15 protein-coding genes are annotated in these 16662 nt (G+C 39.9%); 2 read left to right on the top strand and 13 right to left on the bottom strand.

Annotation, left to right across the window (positions count from 1 at the left end; translation table 11 throughout):
• Nucleotides 1-62: 62 nt before the first annotated feature.
• The gene (locus tag IAE19_RS05595) at nucleotides 63-1271 is read right to left on the bottom strand and encodes an MFS transporter (RefSeq protein WP_200459956.1); all 1209 of its coding nucleotides are present in this window, start codon (nucleotides 1269-1271) and stop codon (nucleotides 63-65) included.
• Nucleotides 1272-1370: 99 nt separating this feature from the next.
• Between IAE19_RS05595 and IAE19_RS05590 the strand changes: the two genes are divergently transcribed.
• On the top strand, nucleotides 1371-1988 hold the full coding sequence (locus tag IAE19_RS05590) for a TetR/AcrR family transcriptional regulator (protein WP_200459955.1): 618 nt from the start codon (nucleotides 1371-1373) through the stop codon (nucleotides 1986-1988).
• A 47-nt stretch (nucleotides 1989-2035) separates the two neighbouring features.
• Here IAE19_RS05590 and IAE19_RS05585 read toward each other — a convergent pair whose 3' ends face one another.
• The 5 genes from IAE19_RS05585 to IAE19_RS05565 form a co-directional block, all read right to left on the bottom strand.
• Nucleotides 2036-3382 carry a carbohydrate porin gene (locus tag IAE19_RS05585; protein ID WP_200459954.1) on the bottom strand — a complete coding sequence of 449 codons (1347 nt, stop codon included), beginning with the start codon at nucleotides 3380-3382 and terminating at the stop codon, nucleotides 2036-2038.
• A gap of 188 nt (nucleotides 3383-3570) precedes the next feature.
• The gene (locus IAE19_RS05580; protein WP_200459953.1) at nucleotides 3571-4935 is read right to left on the bottom strand and encodes an MFS transporter; all 1365 of its coding nucleotides are present in this window, start codon (nucleotides 4933-4935) and stop codon (nucleotides 3571-3573) included.
• 90 nt (nucleotides 4936-5025) lie between these two features.
• Nucleotides 5026-5358, bottom strand: a complete 333-nt coding sequence (locus IAE19_RS05575; protein WP_200459952.1) for an NIPSNAP family protein — start codon at nucleotides 5356-5358, stop codon at nucleotides 5026-5028.
• Nucleotides 5348-7132 (bottom strand): FAD-dependent oxidoreductase, encoded by a 1785-nt coding sequence (locus IAE19_RS05570; protein WP_200459951.1) that lies wholly within the window; start codon nucleotides 7130-7132, stop codon nucleotides 5348-5350. Before IAE19_RS05570 ends, IAE19_RS05575 begins: the two co-directional genes overlap by 11 nt.
• Before the next feature lie 304 nt (nucleotides 7133-7436).
• Entirely contained in the window at nucleotides 7437-8243 is an 807-nt protein-coding gene (locus IAE19_RS05565; protein WP_200459950.1) for an IclR family transcriptional regulator C-terminal domain-containing protein, read from the bottom strand.
• Between the two features lie 184 nt (nucleotides 8244-8427).
• Between IAE19_RS05565 and IAE19_RS05560 the strand changes: the two genes are divergently transcribed.
• Entirely contained in the window at nucleotides 8428-9168 is a 741-nt protein-coding gene (locus IAE19_RS05560; protein WP_200459949.1) for an SDR family NAD(P)-dependent oxidoreductase, read from the top strand.
• A 62-nt stretch (nucleotides 9169-9230) separates the two neighbouring features.
• Here IAE19_RS05560 and IAE19_RS05555 read toward each other — a convergent pair whose 3' ends face one another.
• From IAE19_RS05555 to IAE19_RS05525, 7 genes are all read right to left on the bottom strand, one after another.
• Nucleotides 9231-10019: an alpha/beta fold hydrolase gene (locus IAE19_RS05555; RefSeq protein ID WP_200459948.1), complete on the bottom strand. Its 789-nt coding sequence runs from the start codon at nucleotides 10017-10019 to the stop codon at nucleotides 9231-9233.
• 130 nt (nucleotides 10020-10149) lie between these two features.
• Nucleotides 10150-11586, bottom strand: coding sequence for an amidohydrolase family protein (locus tag IAE19_RS05550; RefSeq protein WP_200459947.1), 1437 nt, complete (start codon nucleotides 11584-11586; stop codon nucleotides 10150-10152).
• Nucleotides 11586-12380 carry an ABC transporter permease gene (locus IAE19_RS05545; protein WP_200459946.1) on the bottom strand — a complete coding sequence of 265 codons (795 nt, stop codon included), beginning with the start codon at nucleotides 12378-12380 and terminating at the stop codon, nucleotides 11586-11588. The genes IAE19_RS05550 and IAE19_RS05545 overlap by 1 nt, the downstream gene beginning before the upstream one ends.
• Nucleotides 12373-13194, bottom strand: a complete 822-nt coding sequence (locus tag IAE19_RS05540) for an ABC transporter ATP-binding protein (RefSeq protein WP_200459945.1) — start codon at nucleotides 13192-13194, stop codon at nucleotides 12373-12375. The genes IAE19_RS05545 and IAE19_RS05540 overlap by 8 nt, the downstream gene beginning before the upstream one ends.
• A gap of 49 nt (nucleotides 13195-13243) precedes the next feature.
• Entirely contained in the window at nucleotides 13244-14230 is a 987-nt protein-coding gene (locus IAE19_RS05535) for an ABC transporter substrate-binding protein (RefSeq protein ID WP_200459944.1), read from the bottom strand.
• 551 nt (nucleotides 14231-14781) lie between these two features.
• Complete coding sequence (locus IAE19_RS05530) at nucleotides 14782-15687, bottom strand: DUF58 domain-containing protein (RefSeq protein ID WP_200459943.1); 906 nt, start codon at nucleotides 15685-15687, stop codon at nucleotides 14782-14784.
• Between the two features lie 15 nt (nucleotides 15688-15702).
• The gene (locus tag IAE19_RS05525) at nucleotides 15703-16662 is read right to left on the bottom strand and encodes an AAA family ATPase (protein WP_200459942.1); all 960 of its coding nucleotides are present in this window, start codon (nucleotides 16660-16662) and stop codon (nucleotides 15703-15705) included.

Genomic DNA, 16662 nt, shown 5'->3' with positions numbered 1-16662 from the left:
CAATTGCCTCTATTTTCTTTCTTCCTATGTTGTGATGCTCCTTAAAAGTCGTTTAAGCATCGTCATGTATGGCAGACCAAGCTTGGTTCAAGTCTGAATTTAAGCTGATAAATTAACCAAATAATGGTTAGCATTAATAACACAGCAATCAGTGCCAACGTGATCACAACGCCAACATACTCAATTAGATAACTTGAAAAAATAACAGGCCAAATGGTACCCTGATAAGCAATCAACAAATAACTTGAGAAAATCAGTGGATTTTTTTCCTGCTCCATCATATTGCCAATAAAGTAATACACCGCACTTAAAGAAAAACCATGCCCGATACCTGTCAATAAAATACTGACCAATAACAACCAGATATTGTGTATAACCTCTGCCATCACCAAACTAAGAGTCCCAAACAACAAAGCTGCCAAACCTGCATACAATACATGTAACTCTTTTAAAGATTTGCACATTAGTTGACTCAACACTGAGACAAATAAAATGATTGAAATCGATACACCAGTCAGTGTCGCAGAAGACTTGATGGGTAATTCCTGAATAAATGTACCCGCTAAAGCCGCATATAAACTAAAAGCACCAAAGCTACAAAGCGCAGACACGCTACATACCCAAAAAAGTTTTCGTAAAGTGACTTGAGGTAATGCCAATCCTTGCAACTTTAATAACGCCGTCCAGTGATATTTTTTCTCAACGTTTAATCGGGGTTTGACCCAGAAAACGCTTATAAAAATCAAAGTTGAGAAGATGACAATGATCCAGTAAGGATCAGCCAATGGTCGTGGCGTGTGATCTGCAAAAAACCCACCCAGCAAAGGCCCTAGTCCAAAACCTAGCACAGTAATCATAGAAGTCAGTTTTTCAGCCAGTGCTTGATTACGAAATGGATATTGATCTTTTAAACCGACCATTGCAGCGGTAGTGATCAAGCCCGAAGCTATTCCAATCAAAAATCGGGAAAAACCCAATAACCACACTGACTCTGAAAGTGCAGACAATATCAAACCTAAAATCGTAATGGCTAAACTTACTAGAATCACATGTTTATAGTGATAAATCGCATTTAATTTATTTAAAAAAAGTAATGAAAAAACGACGCCAAACATATATGCAATAAAAATATATCCAACTTGCGAGGTTGAAATACCCCATTGCTGTTCATAAAGTGCATAGAGCGGGCTAGCCAATGCCGTGCTTAAAGCAGCAAGGCATAATGCAAAGCTAATAATACTGTATTGTATACTTGATTTTGGTGGCTGCATGGCTTAACCAAAAATGACTTTTAAGTCAATTTTAATCAAATATGACCCAAAGGTCAATTTATGTTAAGCTAAGATCAGGAACAGGAAACTTCATTTGATATGAAAAAGCCCAAAACACGCGGTCCTAGTCTTGAAAAGACACAAGAAACACGGAAAAGAATTGTTGATTCAGCCTTACAGGATTTTATCGAAGTCGGTTTTGCTCGCGCTAAAATCTCAGAAATTGCTAAAAGAGCTGAATTGGGCAAAGGTACGATTTATTCTTACTTTGAAACCAAAGAACAGCTATTTGAGGGTGTTATTGATGCATTGATCAATGATTCTTTTCGCCCTATTCGAGCATCGGAAATTACGCAGAACGAAACCGTTTATGATTTTATTTGCACAAAAATTGTGCCTAGTGTTTTAACACTTGAATCAACAGGTCGTGCCGATATTGCACGTTTAATTTTGCGTGAGGGTAATAATTTTCCACATATTCGTCAAACCTATGTAAATAAGATTTTTTTACCTATTCAGCGTGAACTTGAACAATTAATCCATCTCGCTCTACAACGTGGTGAGCTAACCATTAGGATTACCCCTCAACAATTTGCATTGCTCATTGTTAGTCCAATGTGGATGAGTATAATTCATAACGGTATTTTAAATCCCGATGAAATATTGCCCATGATGGAGATTTTTAAGGAAAATCTCAAAATATTATTTGCTCAATAATAAAAACAGGAAAAAGTAATTTATATTTTTCCTGTTTAGATCAATATTTAAAAATTAAGTTTCATGGTCAGACCCGCCACCCAAGCATTATTAACCTCTTTAACACCACCAGGTTGATATACATATTGAATATTTGGACGCAGTGAGATGGCTGGCGACCATTGAAAATTGTAGTTGAGCTCGATATTGAGTTCATTGTGTTGAAGTGGACTATATTGGGGATTCCTATAATCTTCTGGAATTAACCCCAATAACTGATTGGTCGCATTTTGGCGCTCTCGAACTCGCTCATTAACATCAAAATGAGCAAAACCCAACCCAATGCTATCATTTGGACGTTGATCAAAAGCGCCTTTGTACCAAAACGCAAGTTGTTGGCTAGTTTCAATTACAGTCGTGGCTTTGTCGTTAAAGGTAAAATTTGCAGACACAAATAAACCGCGCTTGGGATCATTGCTATGTGCAATTAATTGTTGTTGTGCATTCAACCAAATGCTGTGTTTGCTATCATGCCATTTACGATTTGCAACTTTAGCCTGTATTTCACCGTTTTCATCTTTTTTGACATCTCGGGCTTCTGCCGTCGAAATGAATGCGCCTATTTTATATTCACCCGCTAGGCCATGGAACACATCCAATTTAGGCTTCCAGATCAGTTCCATTGGAATCAAAGCTCCTTTGCTTTGTTCCATATCTAGATTAAAGCCATGTTTCTCTAATGCATTTTCAGGATTCACCTCATAAATGCCTGCACCAATCCACCATGTCGGTAAAAATTGATATTTAGCATTGATTCCCCATTGACTCACTGGACTATTAAACCAAATGTCACCCACCGTTTTACCTAATTGTCCGCCACATAGCATCAAGTTCTGGAACTCACAATGCGAGGCATTAAAATCATCGGACAGTCCCATACGACCAAACTTAATTTGTAGGCGATTTTCTGAAAAACCTTTTTTGATCCATGCGTTGCTTAAACGCCATGACTGTCCCCGACCATAAATCTCTTGTGTACTACTGAACTGAACGGCTCTTGGATCACTTATTCGATCATTAGATAAAGACTGACCATCACGTTTGGTTATGGTTATATTGGCTTGAGTATTGTTCCAATTTGCGATTTTCTCTAAATCTAATAAGGTTGCAAATGCCCATTGGTTTGCATTGAATAATCTTTGTGAATCGTTATAACCACCCTGCAAGTTGATTGCGCTTTCATTTTGAAATGCCACAGTAAATTGATAGCCTTGTTGGGCTAACTCATTTCGTTTTCCCTTCCAGTCACCCAAAATCCATTTTTGATCTTGGTCAAATGGTTGAAAAGCCAAAACTGTATTACTGGTAAATGTTGCGGCCAAAATCATGACCAATGGTTTTACTGAAAATTTCATGAATGCTGGTCCTTAGCATACGATTGTTGTAAATTTCATTGACTTGAATATCTGTAACCGTAAGATCTTGACCAAATCAGAGCCATGCACTGCTCCTTACCTGATCAAAATACTGATCAAGCCAATTGATAATTTTTTAAAAAAGAGAGATCTGAGGATCAAACCCTTATGATCCTCAATCTGGAGTGTTATTGTTGATCCAAACTTAAACAGGAATTACCAACAGGTTTCGCTCGTCGGACTTTTAAGCCCTGAACTAAAACTGCAATGCCAGAAAGTACCGCAGGAATCATGAGTAATGTAAACATGGTTGAAAATGGCATACCCGAACCAATCATGGCTGCACCAGCAAATGCACTTAGAATCGCACCAAATCGCCCAATCCCGTTCATCCAGCTTGCCCCTGTTGCCCGTGCCGACGTTGGATAATAGCCTGTTGCCAATGCACTGAGTCCGACCGAACCACCATTAAAAGTGAAACCAAGAATCCATGCAAAGATACACATTAAAAACATATCCTGATTGAAATGACCAAGTCCAAAAGTTGCTAGTGCGCCGATCATCATCGCAATAAACAACACCAGACGTGGACGAAAGCGATCCATGCACCAACCAAGTGTAATACTGCCAATTGGCCCACCAATCTGGAAGAATGAAGTAACAATAGCAGCTTGAGAAATAGTGAAATGATTTGCCTTAATTAAAGTTGGCAACCAGCTACTGCACAAATAAATAAGGAATAGCGCCATAAAATAGCTCATCCAGAGCATAATTGTGCCATAGCGATACTTGCTAGAGAGGATTAGGCTTAAACCAGATTTTTCAGTTTGAACTTCATTTAAATAAATCAGTTGTCCAGCATAAGACTGCTGTGGAAAAAGCTGTTTTAAGATGGCCTGTATTCTATGCTGAGACTTTGAATGTTTAACCAAATAGGTAATAGATTCAGGCATTTTCCCATATAGAAATGGCACTAAAATGAGCGGCAATATTCCACCCAGAATAAGCATACTGCGCCAACCGAACTCTGGAATCATCCATGCAGCTAGAAAGCCACCAGCCGCAGCGCCTAATGAAAAACCACAATACGCCACGGTTACTGAAAAAGAACGGCGATGATCTGGAGCATATTCAGAGGCTAACGTAGCTGCGTTGGGTGCAGCAGCACCTGCGCCTAATCCAGTTAGAAAACGATAAATAATTAAATGATTAATGTCGGTTGAGAAAGCAGTTAATAAGGTAAAAATGCCAAAGGCCAATACACTGAAAATTAAAACAGGTTTACGTCCAAATTTATCTGACAAAGGGCCAGAAACTAATGCTCCCACTGCAAGCCCAACTAAAGCTGCACTTAAAACAGGCGCGAGTTCCTGTGCACTGACGCCCCACTCCTGAATAATCTGCGGAGCGATCAATCCCATGACCACCACATCCAGACCATCTAGTGCAATAATCGCAAAACAGAAAAATAAAATTAGCTTTTGAACTTTACCCATTTTATTTTCGTTGAGTATTGTTTTTACATCCTTCCTTTGCATCTGACTTGTGCTCATTAGATTCTCCTGAGAAAAGCACGAAGTGACCCTTCGGTATTTTTCTCAAAATACCGTTCCTGAAGGGCGTTTTTTAAATAAACGGTTATGTTATGACTTGTTCAAAGCGGTTAACTGTACAGGCCTAACAATTTGATTGACTTGTGACATCACCAATCCTTCTGATGCTTTTAGATAAATCTGAAATTCAGGGTCAGTATCTCGAGCATAACTCCGTTTTTCATAATCATCTAAACTGTCATAGCCCCATAAATGCACTACCTGATTCAGTGTTCCAATACTGCTAACATAAAACCCAAGTGGTTCACCTAAATGCCTTTTTAAAACAGGCATGGCTAGTTGATTAAATACTTCCAGAAATTTGGGCATACAACGAGGTGTAATGTTATAGATTCGATGATCTACAATCGGTTTATGAAACATGACGTATTTCCTGATCTGACTGTTCATTTAAGGTGTGACTCTTCTGAAAACAGCGTAAGCCCTGACCACCCTTTGCCAAATCTGCAATATGTGAACCCGTGATATAACCAAAAGTCATAATTGGCCCAAGAGTAATGCCTGCCCCAGGATAATTCCCTCCCATAATACTGGCGCGATCATTTCCGACAGCATATAAGCCAGCGATTTTTTGATTGAATTGATCGAGCACTTCGCCTGTTACGGCCGTACGTATTCCATCAAAAGTTCCCAAATCGCCCATAAACACTTTGACAGCATAAAATGGGCCTTGTGTAATGGGCGCTACACATGGATTAGGCTTATGTTCTGCGTCTGCAAGATAACGGTTAAATGAAGTAGATCCACGATGAAATTCAGGATCTTCACCCTTGACAGCATCTACATTGTAGCGCTCTACAGTTTTGACGAGTGTCTTGGCGTCAATGCCTGCTTGTTGAGCTAAGTCCTCCAAACGATTGCCTTTAATCAAATACCCTTTTTTGATTAATGGGGCTAATGGCATAGGCGCAGGTTTGGCATATCCCAAACCATATTTACTTATGGTTTTTTGGTCACAAATCAACCACATGGCAGTTTCATTGAACTCTTCGCAAGCACGCACTAAATCTGCGCCGACATCATGGTATGAATTTGATTCATTGGTAAAACGCTTGCCGTTTTTTAACACGCCGATGATACCGGGTTTATAACGATCCAATAGATGTGGAAAAACGCCGAAGCCATCAGAATAAGGAACTTTAGAAACAGGCATCCATGCAGAGGTGTCCTTATATTGAATATCGACGATTCCTCCAACAGATTCAGCCAAACGACAGCCATCACCAGTATTGGTTTTGGGGACAGGTGAAATATGTTCACCACCACGTCTCAAATGTGGATATGCTTGTTTTAAGCGAGCAATATCATGTGAAAAACCGCCACAAGCCAACACCACTCCATATCGGGATTTGATTTTAGAAGATTGTTGTTGGGATTTAACTTTTAGACCTGTCACTTTGCCATTTTCAGAAATTAACGCCTGAACAGCAGCATCGGTATAAATAGGAATGTCCAGCTCTAATGCAGATTTTGCCAAACGCGCAGCTAAAGCATTTCCACTAGTGACATTGGTGCCACGACCATAACGTGCCAATTCTTTTAAATGAATCGCCAACCGCTTTGCCACGTACATAAATGAAGTAAAAGACTTGGTTGCATTAAAGAAATGCTTCAAATCTGCATTGGATGAATTAAACATCATTCCAATAAATGTAATAGTTTTGAGTGGCGGACGCAGGCGTTGCATATGTTCACCCAAACCACGAATATCATAAGGTGCAGCCAACACTGAACGGCCAATATCCACCCCGCCTGGAGCATCAGGATGATAATCGGGATATAAAGTTGGAATAAATTTAACCGTAGTTTCTTGTTCAAAAAACTTTAACATTTCAGGGGCATAATCCAGAAATGCATTTACCGCGTCGGCATTAAAAAACTGTTTAGTTTCATGCTTTAAATACTCTAGTGCAGCCTCGCGACTGTCCTGTATACCATTTTGTTTGGCATGATGATTTCCAGGAATCCAGAGTACGCCACCAGAAAAAGCCGTTGTACCACCAAAAACCTGATCTTTTTCCAGTACAATTACATTTAAGCCTTTTTTTCTGGCAGTAATGGCAGTCGATAAACCTCCTGCGCCTGCACCGACAACGATTAAATCACATTCAAGCTGTTCGGGTAATGGTGTATTCATAGTGTCACTCCTTGCGACAGTTGCATACGTTCATTCGCCTGAGCGATGAAGGCTTCACAATCCAACTGTGATATCCAGAACGTCTTTTCTTTTTATTAAACTACTGAGCAAACACTATTCCGACCAGATCACTTTGTTCTAATTCAGGCGATCATCGCGCAAATCGACCTTATATCGTGCATTGTTTATAAAAAAACAGCAGCTCACTCTTCTTTTTTATTAAATATTTTTTTAGAAACAAGAAATTATAATTTATAGATAAAAAAAGCGTTCTTTAAGAACGCCTTCATAGCTTTGGCCAGAGTTAAATCATATCTCTGATTTCTTTGGCAGCCTCACGTAACATAGGCAAAACCGTATTGACCAGATAGTGATCGTTCACCTTACTCATTGGTGCTACTGCATTTAGACTCGCTACAATATCGCCTGTTTGATTGACAATGGGAATTGCTATAGCAGTGACGCCTAATTCATATTCTTCAGCAGAAATACAGTAGCCCTTCATTTTAATGTCATCTAAAGCACCTAAAAAGGCCTCTTCCTCGGTGTAGGTATACGCGGTAAATCGCTTTAGGCCATATAATCTGATCCAGTTTTTCTGCTCTTCAAGTAATTTATGTGCCAGTAGAACTTTACCTGTGGATGAGGCATGTGCTGGAATACGATTGCCTAAATGAATCCCAAAAGGACTCACCCGAAAATTTGCATTTTGCGGGACACTTCGCGCGATCGGAACAACCTCATAACTATCCTGAACCACGACTGAAAATACCAGCGCAGTTTTTTCAGATAAATGATTCAAAACTGATTGCGCGACTTTGGGAAGATGTGCGGTACTTAGAAAAGCTCCTGAGAACTTTAAGACTTTATGCGTAAGCCAATAAAAGTAATCATCACTGTCTAGATAACCCAGAAACTTGAGAGTCTTTAAATAACGGCGCGCTGCAGTTCGAGTAATAGCTGTACGCTCTGCAACTTGTGTCACATTTAGACGCTGACGATCCGTTCCAAAAGCTTCCAATATACTCAGGCCTTTTGCCAAACCTGCGATGTAATCATCATATTTAATAGTCTCTTGTGAGAGCTCGTGTTGAATAATTTGATCTCTCATCCATTTTCCCCTGTCATTCCCTGTCCGATGTTCGCTCAGTATGTATGAATATCGTCTAAAATCCCAGCCACGATCTTTAGCCAGAATAAGTAAACACGTAAGTTAAATAAAGGAAAACATCAGACTTCAAGCGCTATGCCGTCAACATCGCTGAATTCAGAATTTCGGATCAAGGAATCGTATTATGTCTAGACTAGAAAATAAAGTCTGTATTATCACTGGCGCAGCTTCGGGAATGGGAGAATCAGAAGCACTAGCTTTTGCACAACAAGGTGCCAGATTAATTATTGCAGATTTAAATCTCGAACAAGCCAATCAGGTTGCACAACAGATTGTTAATGCTGGTGGCGAAGCATTTGCCTATCAAGTAAATGTAACTGAGCTTGAACAATTACATCATCTGATCGAATTTACCGTTGAAAAGTTTGGACGTATTGATGTCTTACTCAATAATGCAGGTATTTTTGATAAATATACCAATAGTCTAGACACCAGCGAAGAACTCTGGGATGCAATGTTTGAAATTAATGTAAAAGCTGTATTTCGTTTAAGCAATCTTGTTTTACCAAAAATGATTGAACAAGGTTCAGGCGCCATTATTAATATTGCATCTGTTGCAGGTCTAGTTGCTCAAATGGGTGGCGCATCCTATACCGCCTCCAAGCATGCAGTTATTGGTTACACCAAGCATTTGGCTGCTGTGTATGCCAAACATGGTATCAAAATTAATGCCATCTGTCCTGGCACTATTCGTACGCCTATGACCGCAAAAATGCTTGAAACCCGCCCAACCGACAAGATTCCATTAGATCGTTTTGGTGAGGCATCAGAAGTTGCCGAGTTAGCTATTTTCTTGGCATCGGATGAAGCACGTTTTATAAATGGTTCATGCATTACCATTGATGGGGGTTATACCATCGTTTAAATAAAAACCCCAGTTCAATTTAAAGTTGAACTGGGGCCTAAGTATCATGTGTTAAAGCTTAATTAATAAGCACGTGATTCACCTTGATCATGTAAAAAATCTTGAATGATTCTGATCACTTCTTCAGGTTTTTCTGCATGTAACCAGTGCCCTGCACCCTGAACTGTTTTAATTTCTGCTAAAGGAAATTGTTGACGAATATCTGTTTCATATTCAGCTTGAATATATTCAGATTTTGCCCCCTGTATAAATAAACATGGCTTATTCCACGGCTCAATGTCATTCCACCCAGTAATATGAGCATATTGTTTTTCAATGGCATCTACATTAAACAACCAATGCCCTTGATTAAAAGACTTGAGTAAAAACATAATAACGCCATCTTGCGCAATATATTGCTTCATAATTTCAGTGGCTTGCTTACGACTCAGTTCATGTGGCTCTGCGCGTACTGCATTGATTGCATCCAAAATATCGCGATGACGATGTCCTTGATAAGCTACTGGACTGACATCCAGTACCATCAGTTTATCAACACGATTCGGATATAATCCTGCGATTTTCATGGAAGTTTTTCCACCCATTGAATGACCAATCAGGCTGAATTGTTGAATACCAAGCTCATCTAAAGTATCGATAACATCCTGTGCCATAATTTCATAATTCATTTCATCACTATGAGGTGATAAACCATGATTACGCAAATCAATTTGAATTATTTTATGATTGGTACTTAACGCACGAGCAATAACACCCAGATTCGACAAACTACCAAATAAACCATGTAATAAAACCACTGGTTTGTTACTGGTCGCATGATCTGATTCGACGATATGAGTATTAAGTATCATAAGGATTTCCCTGTATTTATTTGCTCTATTACTAGACTAGCTCGGCTTGATAGCTTGATTCAAGCGACAAATACATTTTAGTAGCAAATAAAAAGCTCTCGATTGAGAGCTGTCTAATTTTAGTGCAAATCTAGGAAGCTAACGCTATCTTTTCAGCCCGTTGCTGAAGTTTTTTTACTGCATCCCGTGCCTGTACGGCTAACTCTTGCATATCCAAATGTGGAATGTGATTATTTTCAATAACCGTCTTTCCACCTATCAGCATATGTTTGATTTTTGCCTGTCCTCCGCTGGCTACAGGTCCAATTGCCATATCATGTAATCCCATATAACGTGGATCATCCAGTTGATAAACTACCAAATCGGCCTGCTGACCGACCTCAAGTGTACCAATATCAGATAAGCCAAGAATCTGAGCGCCGCCTTGAGTCCCCCAACGAATCACGTCTTCCACTGTAGCTGCATCAGCCCCTCCTTCAAAACGTCCGCCATCATATTTTGGCTGGGCAAACATGCCCTTGCGAGCGCGTTGTAACATCCATGTTGCATGAGCTTCAGACAGCATATCTGCCGCTTCATTTGAAGCTGCTCCATCTACACCAATTGAAATATTCATTCCTGCTTGCTCCAACGTAACCAGATCAGCAATACCACTACCCAAACGTGCGTTACTTTGTGGACAATGTGCAATCCCCGTCTTGGTCTGCCCTAAAAGCTGAATTTCTTCAGGTAAGAGTTTGACCAGATGCGCAAACCAGACATCATCCCCAACCCAGTCATGTTCAGCGCAAAACTGAACAGGAGTTATTCCAAATTTGGCGCGAGCTGCATCCAGATAATCAACAGTTTCAGACAAATGACTATGTAGCCGAATTCCTAAATGACGCGCCAACTGCGCCATTTCACGTAATTGCTGAGGAGTCGTAGAATGCAAGGCTGTGGTAGGAGCCATAACAATCCGCTTGAATGCATTGGCGTTATTGTCATGATAAAGACCGACCAACCGTTCAATATCCATCATTACATCTTCAAATTTTTCTGGACGTAAAGCTTGTGGAAGCTCTGCTTCTAATCCACGCGTTAAAGTGCCTCCACCCCGACACAAGATAAAACGCAAACCCAATTTTTCAGCTTCATCAAATAGAACTTCTGCGCCATCAAAAGGCATATTAGGCCAATATAAATAATGATGGTCTGCCACGGTGCCACAGCCTGAACGCAATAATTCGATCAAACCGATACGTGCTGCCAATCGAAAAGTTTCTTCATCAAAAGCCCCCCGAAAACGATAAGGTGTAGCAGCCAGCCACGGCGTTAAACTCTGATTCAGCCCTTGCGGTTCACCTTTCAAAAGAGATTGAAATAAATGATGGTGAGTATTCACCCAAGCAGGATAAATTACACAATCTCGTGCATCAATAACTGTTTCATTGGCCTTTACGCTAAGTGACGCGCCTATATCGGTAATGATTCCATTTTCAATTCGGAGACTATCTGCATTTGTACGCGCAGCATCCCCTGCCAGACCCGTTAAAATCGCATGTACATTCTTGATCAAATAATCCATTAGGCTTGCTCACTTTCATGCCATTTGTTTAAAAACATTTGACTTAACATTGACATCACAACGAATAAAACCAGACCAGTACAAGTAATTAAAAATAGTGCGGCAAACATGAGTGGTAAATCAAGTTGAAAACCCGCCTGCAAAATCTGATACGCCAATCCAGCACTACTTCCCCCAGTCCCTGCAACAAACTCAGACACAACCGCACCAATTAAGGCCAATCCACTAGAAATGCGCAGTCCACCAAAGAAATAAGGCAATGCGTTCGGGACACGCAAGTGCATTAATTCCTGCCAACGACTGGCTTTGTTAATGCGGAATAAATTCAATAATCCAGCATTTACACTACGTAAACCCAGCGTGGTATTGGTTAAAATGGGGAAAATAGCAACCAACATGGCACATACCACTAAAGCCAGAGTTGTGTTTTGAATCCAGATAATTACTAAGGGTGCAATTGCGACGATCGGTGTAACCTGAAACAAAATTGCATACGGCATAAAGCATGCTTCGATCACGCGACTTTGTACAAATAAAAAAGCGATCAGGGTTCCAATCACAACCGCGCAAATGAAAGCCAGCAATGTCACTTTTAAAGTCACCCATAGACTTCCAAAAAGCAACCCTGATTGAGATGTCAATGCATGAGCAATATCTGTCGGTTTTGGAATCAAATAAATCGGTACATTGAGTTGTTGCAAACTAATTTGCCAAATCAACAACAAAATTACACTTAGCCCCAAAGGTGCTGCAATACGACGAAATTTAGGATGACTCATTAACGGCTTAACCATGATGTTCGCCTCCACTGGCATGTTCCAAAACTTCAGATAAATGCGCACATTGCTTCATGAAAACATCCGAATTTCTAAAATGTTCATCACGATGTTCAGGGCCTTCAATTTGAATATCAGCCACTACGCGCCCCGGACGCGCGCCCATGACAATAACCCGCGACGATAAAAAGACTGCTTCATAAATACTGTGTGTAACAAAGACCACGGTTAAATCACGCTCAGACCATAACGTTCGAATATCACTATCCAAGCGATGTCGAGTAAACTCATCCAGCGCACCAAATGGTTCATCCATCAGCAATAAATCTGGTTCAGTTACTAAAGCGCGGGCGAGTGATGCGCGCATCTGCATTCCACCAGAAAGTTCTTTAGGATAAGAATTTCCAAATTTCCCTAAACCAACTGACGTCAAAGCGGATGCAACTTTTTCATTGCTCACACTTTTAGATACATGGCGTAAATCCAGCGGCAACCGCACATTATCCTGAATATTTGCCCAAGGCATTAAGGTTGCCTCCTGAAATACCATTGCCATTTTGCATTGTGATTGCATATCTGTTTTACCATTCCAACGCACTTGTCCGGCAGATGGTTGTTCCAGATCAGCAAACATTTTTAGCAAAGTACTTTTACCGCAACCTGATGGCCCAAGCAGTGAAATAATTTCACCGCGTTGAATATCCAGATCAAAACGTTGCAACGCGTGTGTGCCATTTGGATAAATTTTTTCTACGCCACGAACCATCAACATAGGACTGACTGGATTTTGATTGATTTCAGTTTGAGCCGAAATTGATACTGCTGAATTCATAATTAGGTTCCCCTCTTGCATTAGCGTGTTTACGACCTAATCCCCCAGCTTAATTTTTCTTGGCTACAGGTTTTACAAACTGAGTGGTATATGCAGATTTCCAGTCAACTTTGTTATCGAGTAATTTGGCCTGAACCATAAAATCACGCGTTTTCTTCCAACGAGCATCTGTCATTACACCAATCCCCATCATCTTGGCATCCCCTCCATCAATTAGACCCAACTGCTTCATTTGTGAAACGGCAAATTCTAAAAGTGGATCATCCATATTTGGATTTTCTTTTTTAATAATAGCATTACCCGCAGCAGGATTTTTAAGATAGCTTTTCCAGCCCTCCATAGAGGCTTGTACAAAACGACGCATCACATCTGGCTTACTTTGTAGAAGATCATTTCGGGTGACCAAAATACCGCCATAAGCGGGATAGCCGTCGTTGGCAAATAAGAAAAATTTACTGGAAGGTTCTGCTTTTTTGGCCTGAAAGACTTCTGACGTTGCATAAGCCTGTTGCACGACATTTTTACCTGCTAAAAACGGCTGCATATTAAAGGTATAAGGACGCGCCTGAGAATTGTCTAATTTATATTTAGCACGTAACCACGGCCACCAGCTTGCCTGCCCACTGGTTGAAACCAGAACAGTTTTACCTTTTAGATCAGCCAATGATTTCACATCACTATGAGTAATGACCCCCTGCGGATCAAACTGAAAAGGTGCTGCGATTGCTTTGATCGGAAAACCGCTTTCTATCCCTTTTAGTACTTGTAAATCATAATTAATAATGACGTCTGCGCGTTTCGCCAATAGCAATGTCATATTATTAATTTGAGGGCCACCAATTTTGATGGTGACATCCAAGCCATGTTTTTTATAAATGCCTTCAGCCAGTGCTTGATAATATCCCCCCTGTTCAGCCTGTGCATACCATGTGGTTTGAAGAACAAGTTTGTCATTGGCTTGGGCCAAACTAGTGAAAAGTAATGATGCGGCAACCACAGCCAAACGCGTTTTGCCTAAACGGTGATAAATTTTCATAATAAAAAACCCCTGATGAATAGGTGAAAGCTTTTGCTATTCATTCAAAGGAGGAACTGAGTCTAGTAGTCAATTTATTTTTGACGAACTCTCAAAACTTTTATGTAAAACATAAAAAGCCTTGTCCCCCTAAGAGGAACAGCTTGCGCTGTAGAGCAATGTCCCATGCGACTGAACGCACTAACCGCTTATACTCAATTATAAAGTAGCAAGGGATGTGCCAAAATGATCCTAGCATCGAGATATAAATAAACCGATATAAGGCTATTATGAAATTTAAATATTTTAATCCAACAAAATTAATCTTAATTTATTTATTAACGTATTAATTAAAAACGTGATCTCATGATGAACTTGATTCGCGGGGTAAGCCTTCGACCAGATTTAATGTTTCATCAAAATTTATTGATGCCTATCTACCTATTTTTAGGCCAATCGTACAACCACGATCATTCTAATAAAGATAAAACAATGAAGTTGCATCTTTTATGTGCAAAATTTATTTTCCGCAATATAACAAGTCAGAAAAGAACCAAGACTTGCAAATCAGTTCAAGCCTGCGCCAATAGCTTACGAGCTTCTATAGCGTGATTTTCACCAGCCCCATGTTCAAGCTGTTGAGTCGGTAAATGTAAGCTATAAAAAATTTGTCGTTGCTCACAAAGTTCAATCAGAGCCATCATCCAACTCAGTTTTTGTTCATGCCCCTGACACGGAATCTGATGATAATCAATTTCAAACTGATGCTGATCCGATTCATTTTCAAACATTTTGACAAATAAGCCTTGTCCTCGAGCGACTTGTTTCCATGAAATTGCCTGAAATGAGTCTCCTTCCCTAAAATTACGAAGTTCACGAAATTCTTCTAAATCATGCTGATTTAACTGATATTGCTGTTTATATTCAAGTTCCAGATCCAAACTTTGTGGGGCAACCCAGATTTCACGTTGTAAATATAAATAGGTCCAAGCCCGTACTAAACCAAACGGATAAGTTGAAAAAATTTGTATCGCAGGAAACTCAAATTTACCTCGATGTATAGGCGAAAATAAAAGCTCAATTTCCTGACTTATTTGATCGATAAGAACAACATGCTCTTGTGCTTCTATTTTTATTTTAATAAATCGGGCTGTTGGTTTTTTCTGTTTACAATGTAACTTAAGAATCAATGGATGACCAACTTGACCCACTTCAGAATAGATAACCTCAATATTTAACTGATGAAGCTGTTTGAAAGTGAGATAAAAACTCATGCATAGCACAGCACTAATCAGAAAACAAAAACCGAGAATCAGATTATTTGCATAATTAATGCCTGCGATAAAGGTAATCACAATCAAAGCCAAATATAAAAAACCTTGCTGATAAATGAAAACCAATATTTCACTTTGTTTTAGTGTCTTGAATTGATCGACCCGAAAACGCTTGGCAAACCAATCCTGAAAACCAGATAACATGGTTGATCCTCCCATTTATAGGGCATCTACAAGTTCCAGACACTGAAGAGCTTCATATTCAGTCATATTCATTCGATGGGCAGTCACTGCAACAAAAACTGCCTGTATATCATCTGCAATGACATAAGCGCGTTTTTCAATTAAGGCATGGGCCTGAGCTGCTAACTTCAAGGCTAAAACTCCACGCGTTGATAATCCATGTCGAGATTTACGGGTTTGTTCTGCCAAATCTAGTAAATATTCCAGCACGGCCTCACTTAAATAAACTTGCTTGACCATATTTTGCAATTCAAGGATCTCATTTGCACTGAAAACTGGCTGGATTTGGGCCACCAGATCTTGTCTGGAAGCTTGTTGTAATAATAATTTTTCCGCATTCCGAGAGGGATAACCCAGTGACAGTCGCATTAAAAAACGATCAAGTTGTGATTCAGGTAATGCATAAGTTCCGCTCTGAAACAAAGGGTTTTGTGTGGCCACCACCCAGAATGGTTGTGGTAAATCATAGCGCAAGCTGTCCACAGTAACTGCACCCTCCTCCATCGCTTCAAGTAAAGCACTTTGGGTCTTTGGACTACAGCGATTAATTTCATCTGCCAAAAGAATCTGAGTGAAAATTGGACCGTGTTTAAACTCAAAAACATGTTCTTTTTGATTAAACATATTAATCCCAATAACATCACTGGCTAGCATATCATTGGTAAACTGAATGCGTCCAAAATCCAGTCCAGCCAATCGAGCTAAAGCACTAGCCAATGTCGTTTTTCCTAAACCAGGCAAATCTTCAAATAAAATATGGCCACCTGCCAACAAACAGGCTAAAGCCAGTTGAGTTTGTTTTGATTTATCCAAAATAAGTTGATTAACTTCATCTAAAAATTGGTCAATCTTGGGGCTATAGAGCACAATTTTCTGGTTAATCTCTAAATTTTCCCGATTCAGTTCAGGTTTTTTTAGTTTTTCCATGCCCCACAT

Origin of the sequence: Acinetobacter sp. S40 (assembly GCF_016624705.1) — a bacterium.
Taxonomy (GTDB): Bacteria; Pseudomonadota; Gammaproteobacteria; order Pseudomonadales; family Moraxellaceae; genus Acinetobacter.
Note: the sequence above shows the minus strand (reverse complement) of the source record. Positions and strands in the feature narration are given on the sequence as shown.

Bases quoted from the DNA above. Each gene is read 5' to 3' on its own strand.
- IAE19_RS05565 (WP_200459950.1), bottom strand. From the start codon at position 8,243: ATGAGAGATCAAATTATTCAACACGAGCTCTCACAAGAGACTATTAAA.
- IAE19_RS05545 (WP_200459946.1), bottom strand. From the start codon at position 12,380: ATGGTTAAGCCGTTAATGAGTCATCCTAAATTTCGTCGTATTGCAGCA.
- IAE19_RS05580 (WP_200459953.1), bottom strand. From the start codon at position 4,935: ATGAGCACAAGTCAGATGCAAAGGAAGGATGTAAAAACAATACTCAAC.
- IAE19_RS05555 (WP_200459948.1), bottom strand. From the start codon at position 10,019: ATGATACTTAATACTCATATCGTCGAATCAGATCATGCGACCAGTAAC.
- IAE19_RS05560 (WP_200459949.1), top strand. From the start codon at position 8,428: ATGTCTAGACTAGAAAATAAAGTCTGTATTATCACTGGCGCAGCTTCG.
- IAE19_RS05570 (WP_200459951.1), bottom strand. From the start codon at position 7,132: ATGAATACACCATTACCCGAACAGCTTGAATGTGATTTAATCGTTGTC.
- IAE19_RS05590 (WP_200459955.1), top strand. From the start codon at position 1,371: ATGAAAAAGCCCAAAACACGCGGTCCTAGTCTTGAAAAGACACAAGAA.
- IAE19_RS05550 (WP_200459947.1), bottom strand. From the start codon at position 11,586: ATGGATTATTTGATCAAGAATGTACATGCGATTTTAACGGGTCTGGCA.
- IAE19_RS05575 (WP_200459952.1), bottom strand. From the start codon at position 5,358: ATGTTTCATAAACCGATTGTAGATCATCGAATCTATAACATTACACCT.
- IAE19_RS05525 (WP_200459942.1), bottom strand. From the start codon at position 16,662: ATGTGGGGCATGGAAAAACTAAAAAAACCTGAACTGAATCGGGAAAAT.
- IAE19_RS05595 (WP_200459956.1), bottom strand. From the start codon at position 1,271: ATGCAGCCACCAAAATCAAGTATACAATACAGTATTATTAGCTTTGCA.
- IAE19_RS05585 (WP_200459954.1), bottom strand. From the start codon at position 3,382: ATGAAATTTTCAGTAAAACCATTGGTCATGATTTTGGCCGCAACATTT.
- IAE19_RS05540 (WP_200459945.1), bottom strand. From the start codon at position 13,194: ATGAATTCAGCAGTATCAATTTCGGCTCAAACTGAAATCAATCAAAAT.
- IAE19_RS05530 (WP_200459943.1), bottom strand. From the start codon at position 15,687: ATGTTATCTGGTTTTCAGGATTGGTTTGCCAAGCGTTTTCGGGTCGAT.
- IAE19_RS05535 (WP_200459944.1), bottom strand. From the start codon at position 14,230: ATGAAAATTTATCACCGTTTAGGCAAAACGCGTTTGGCTGTGGTTGCC.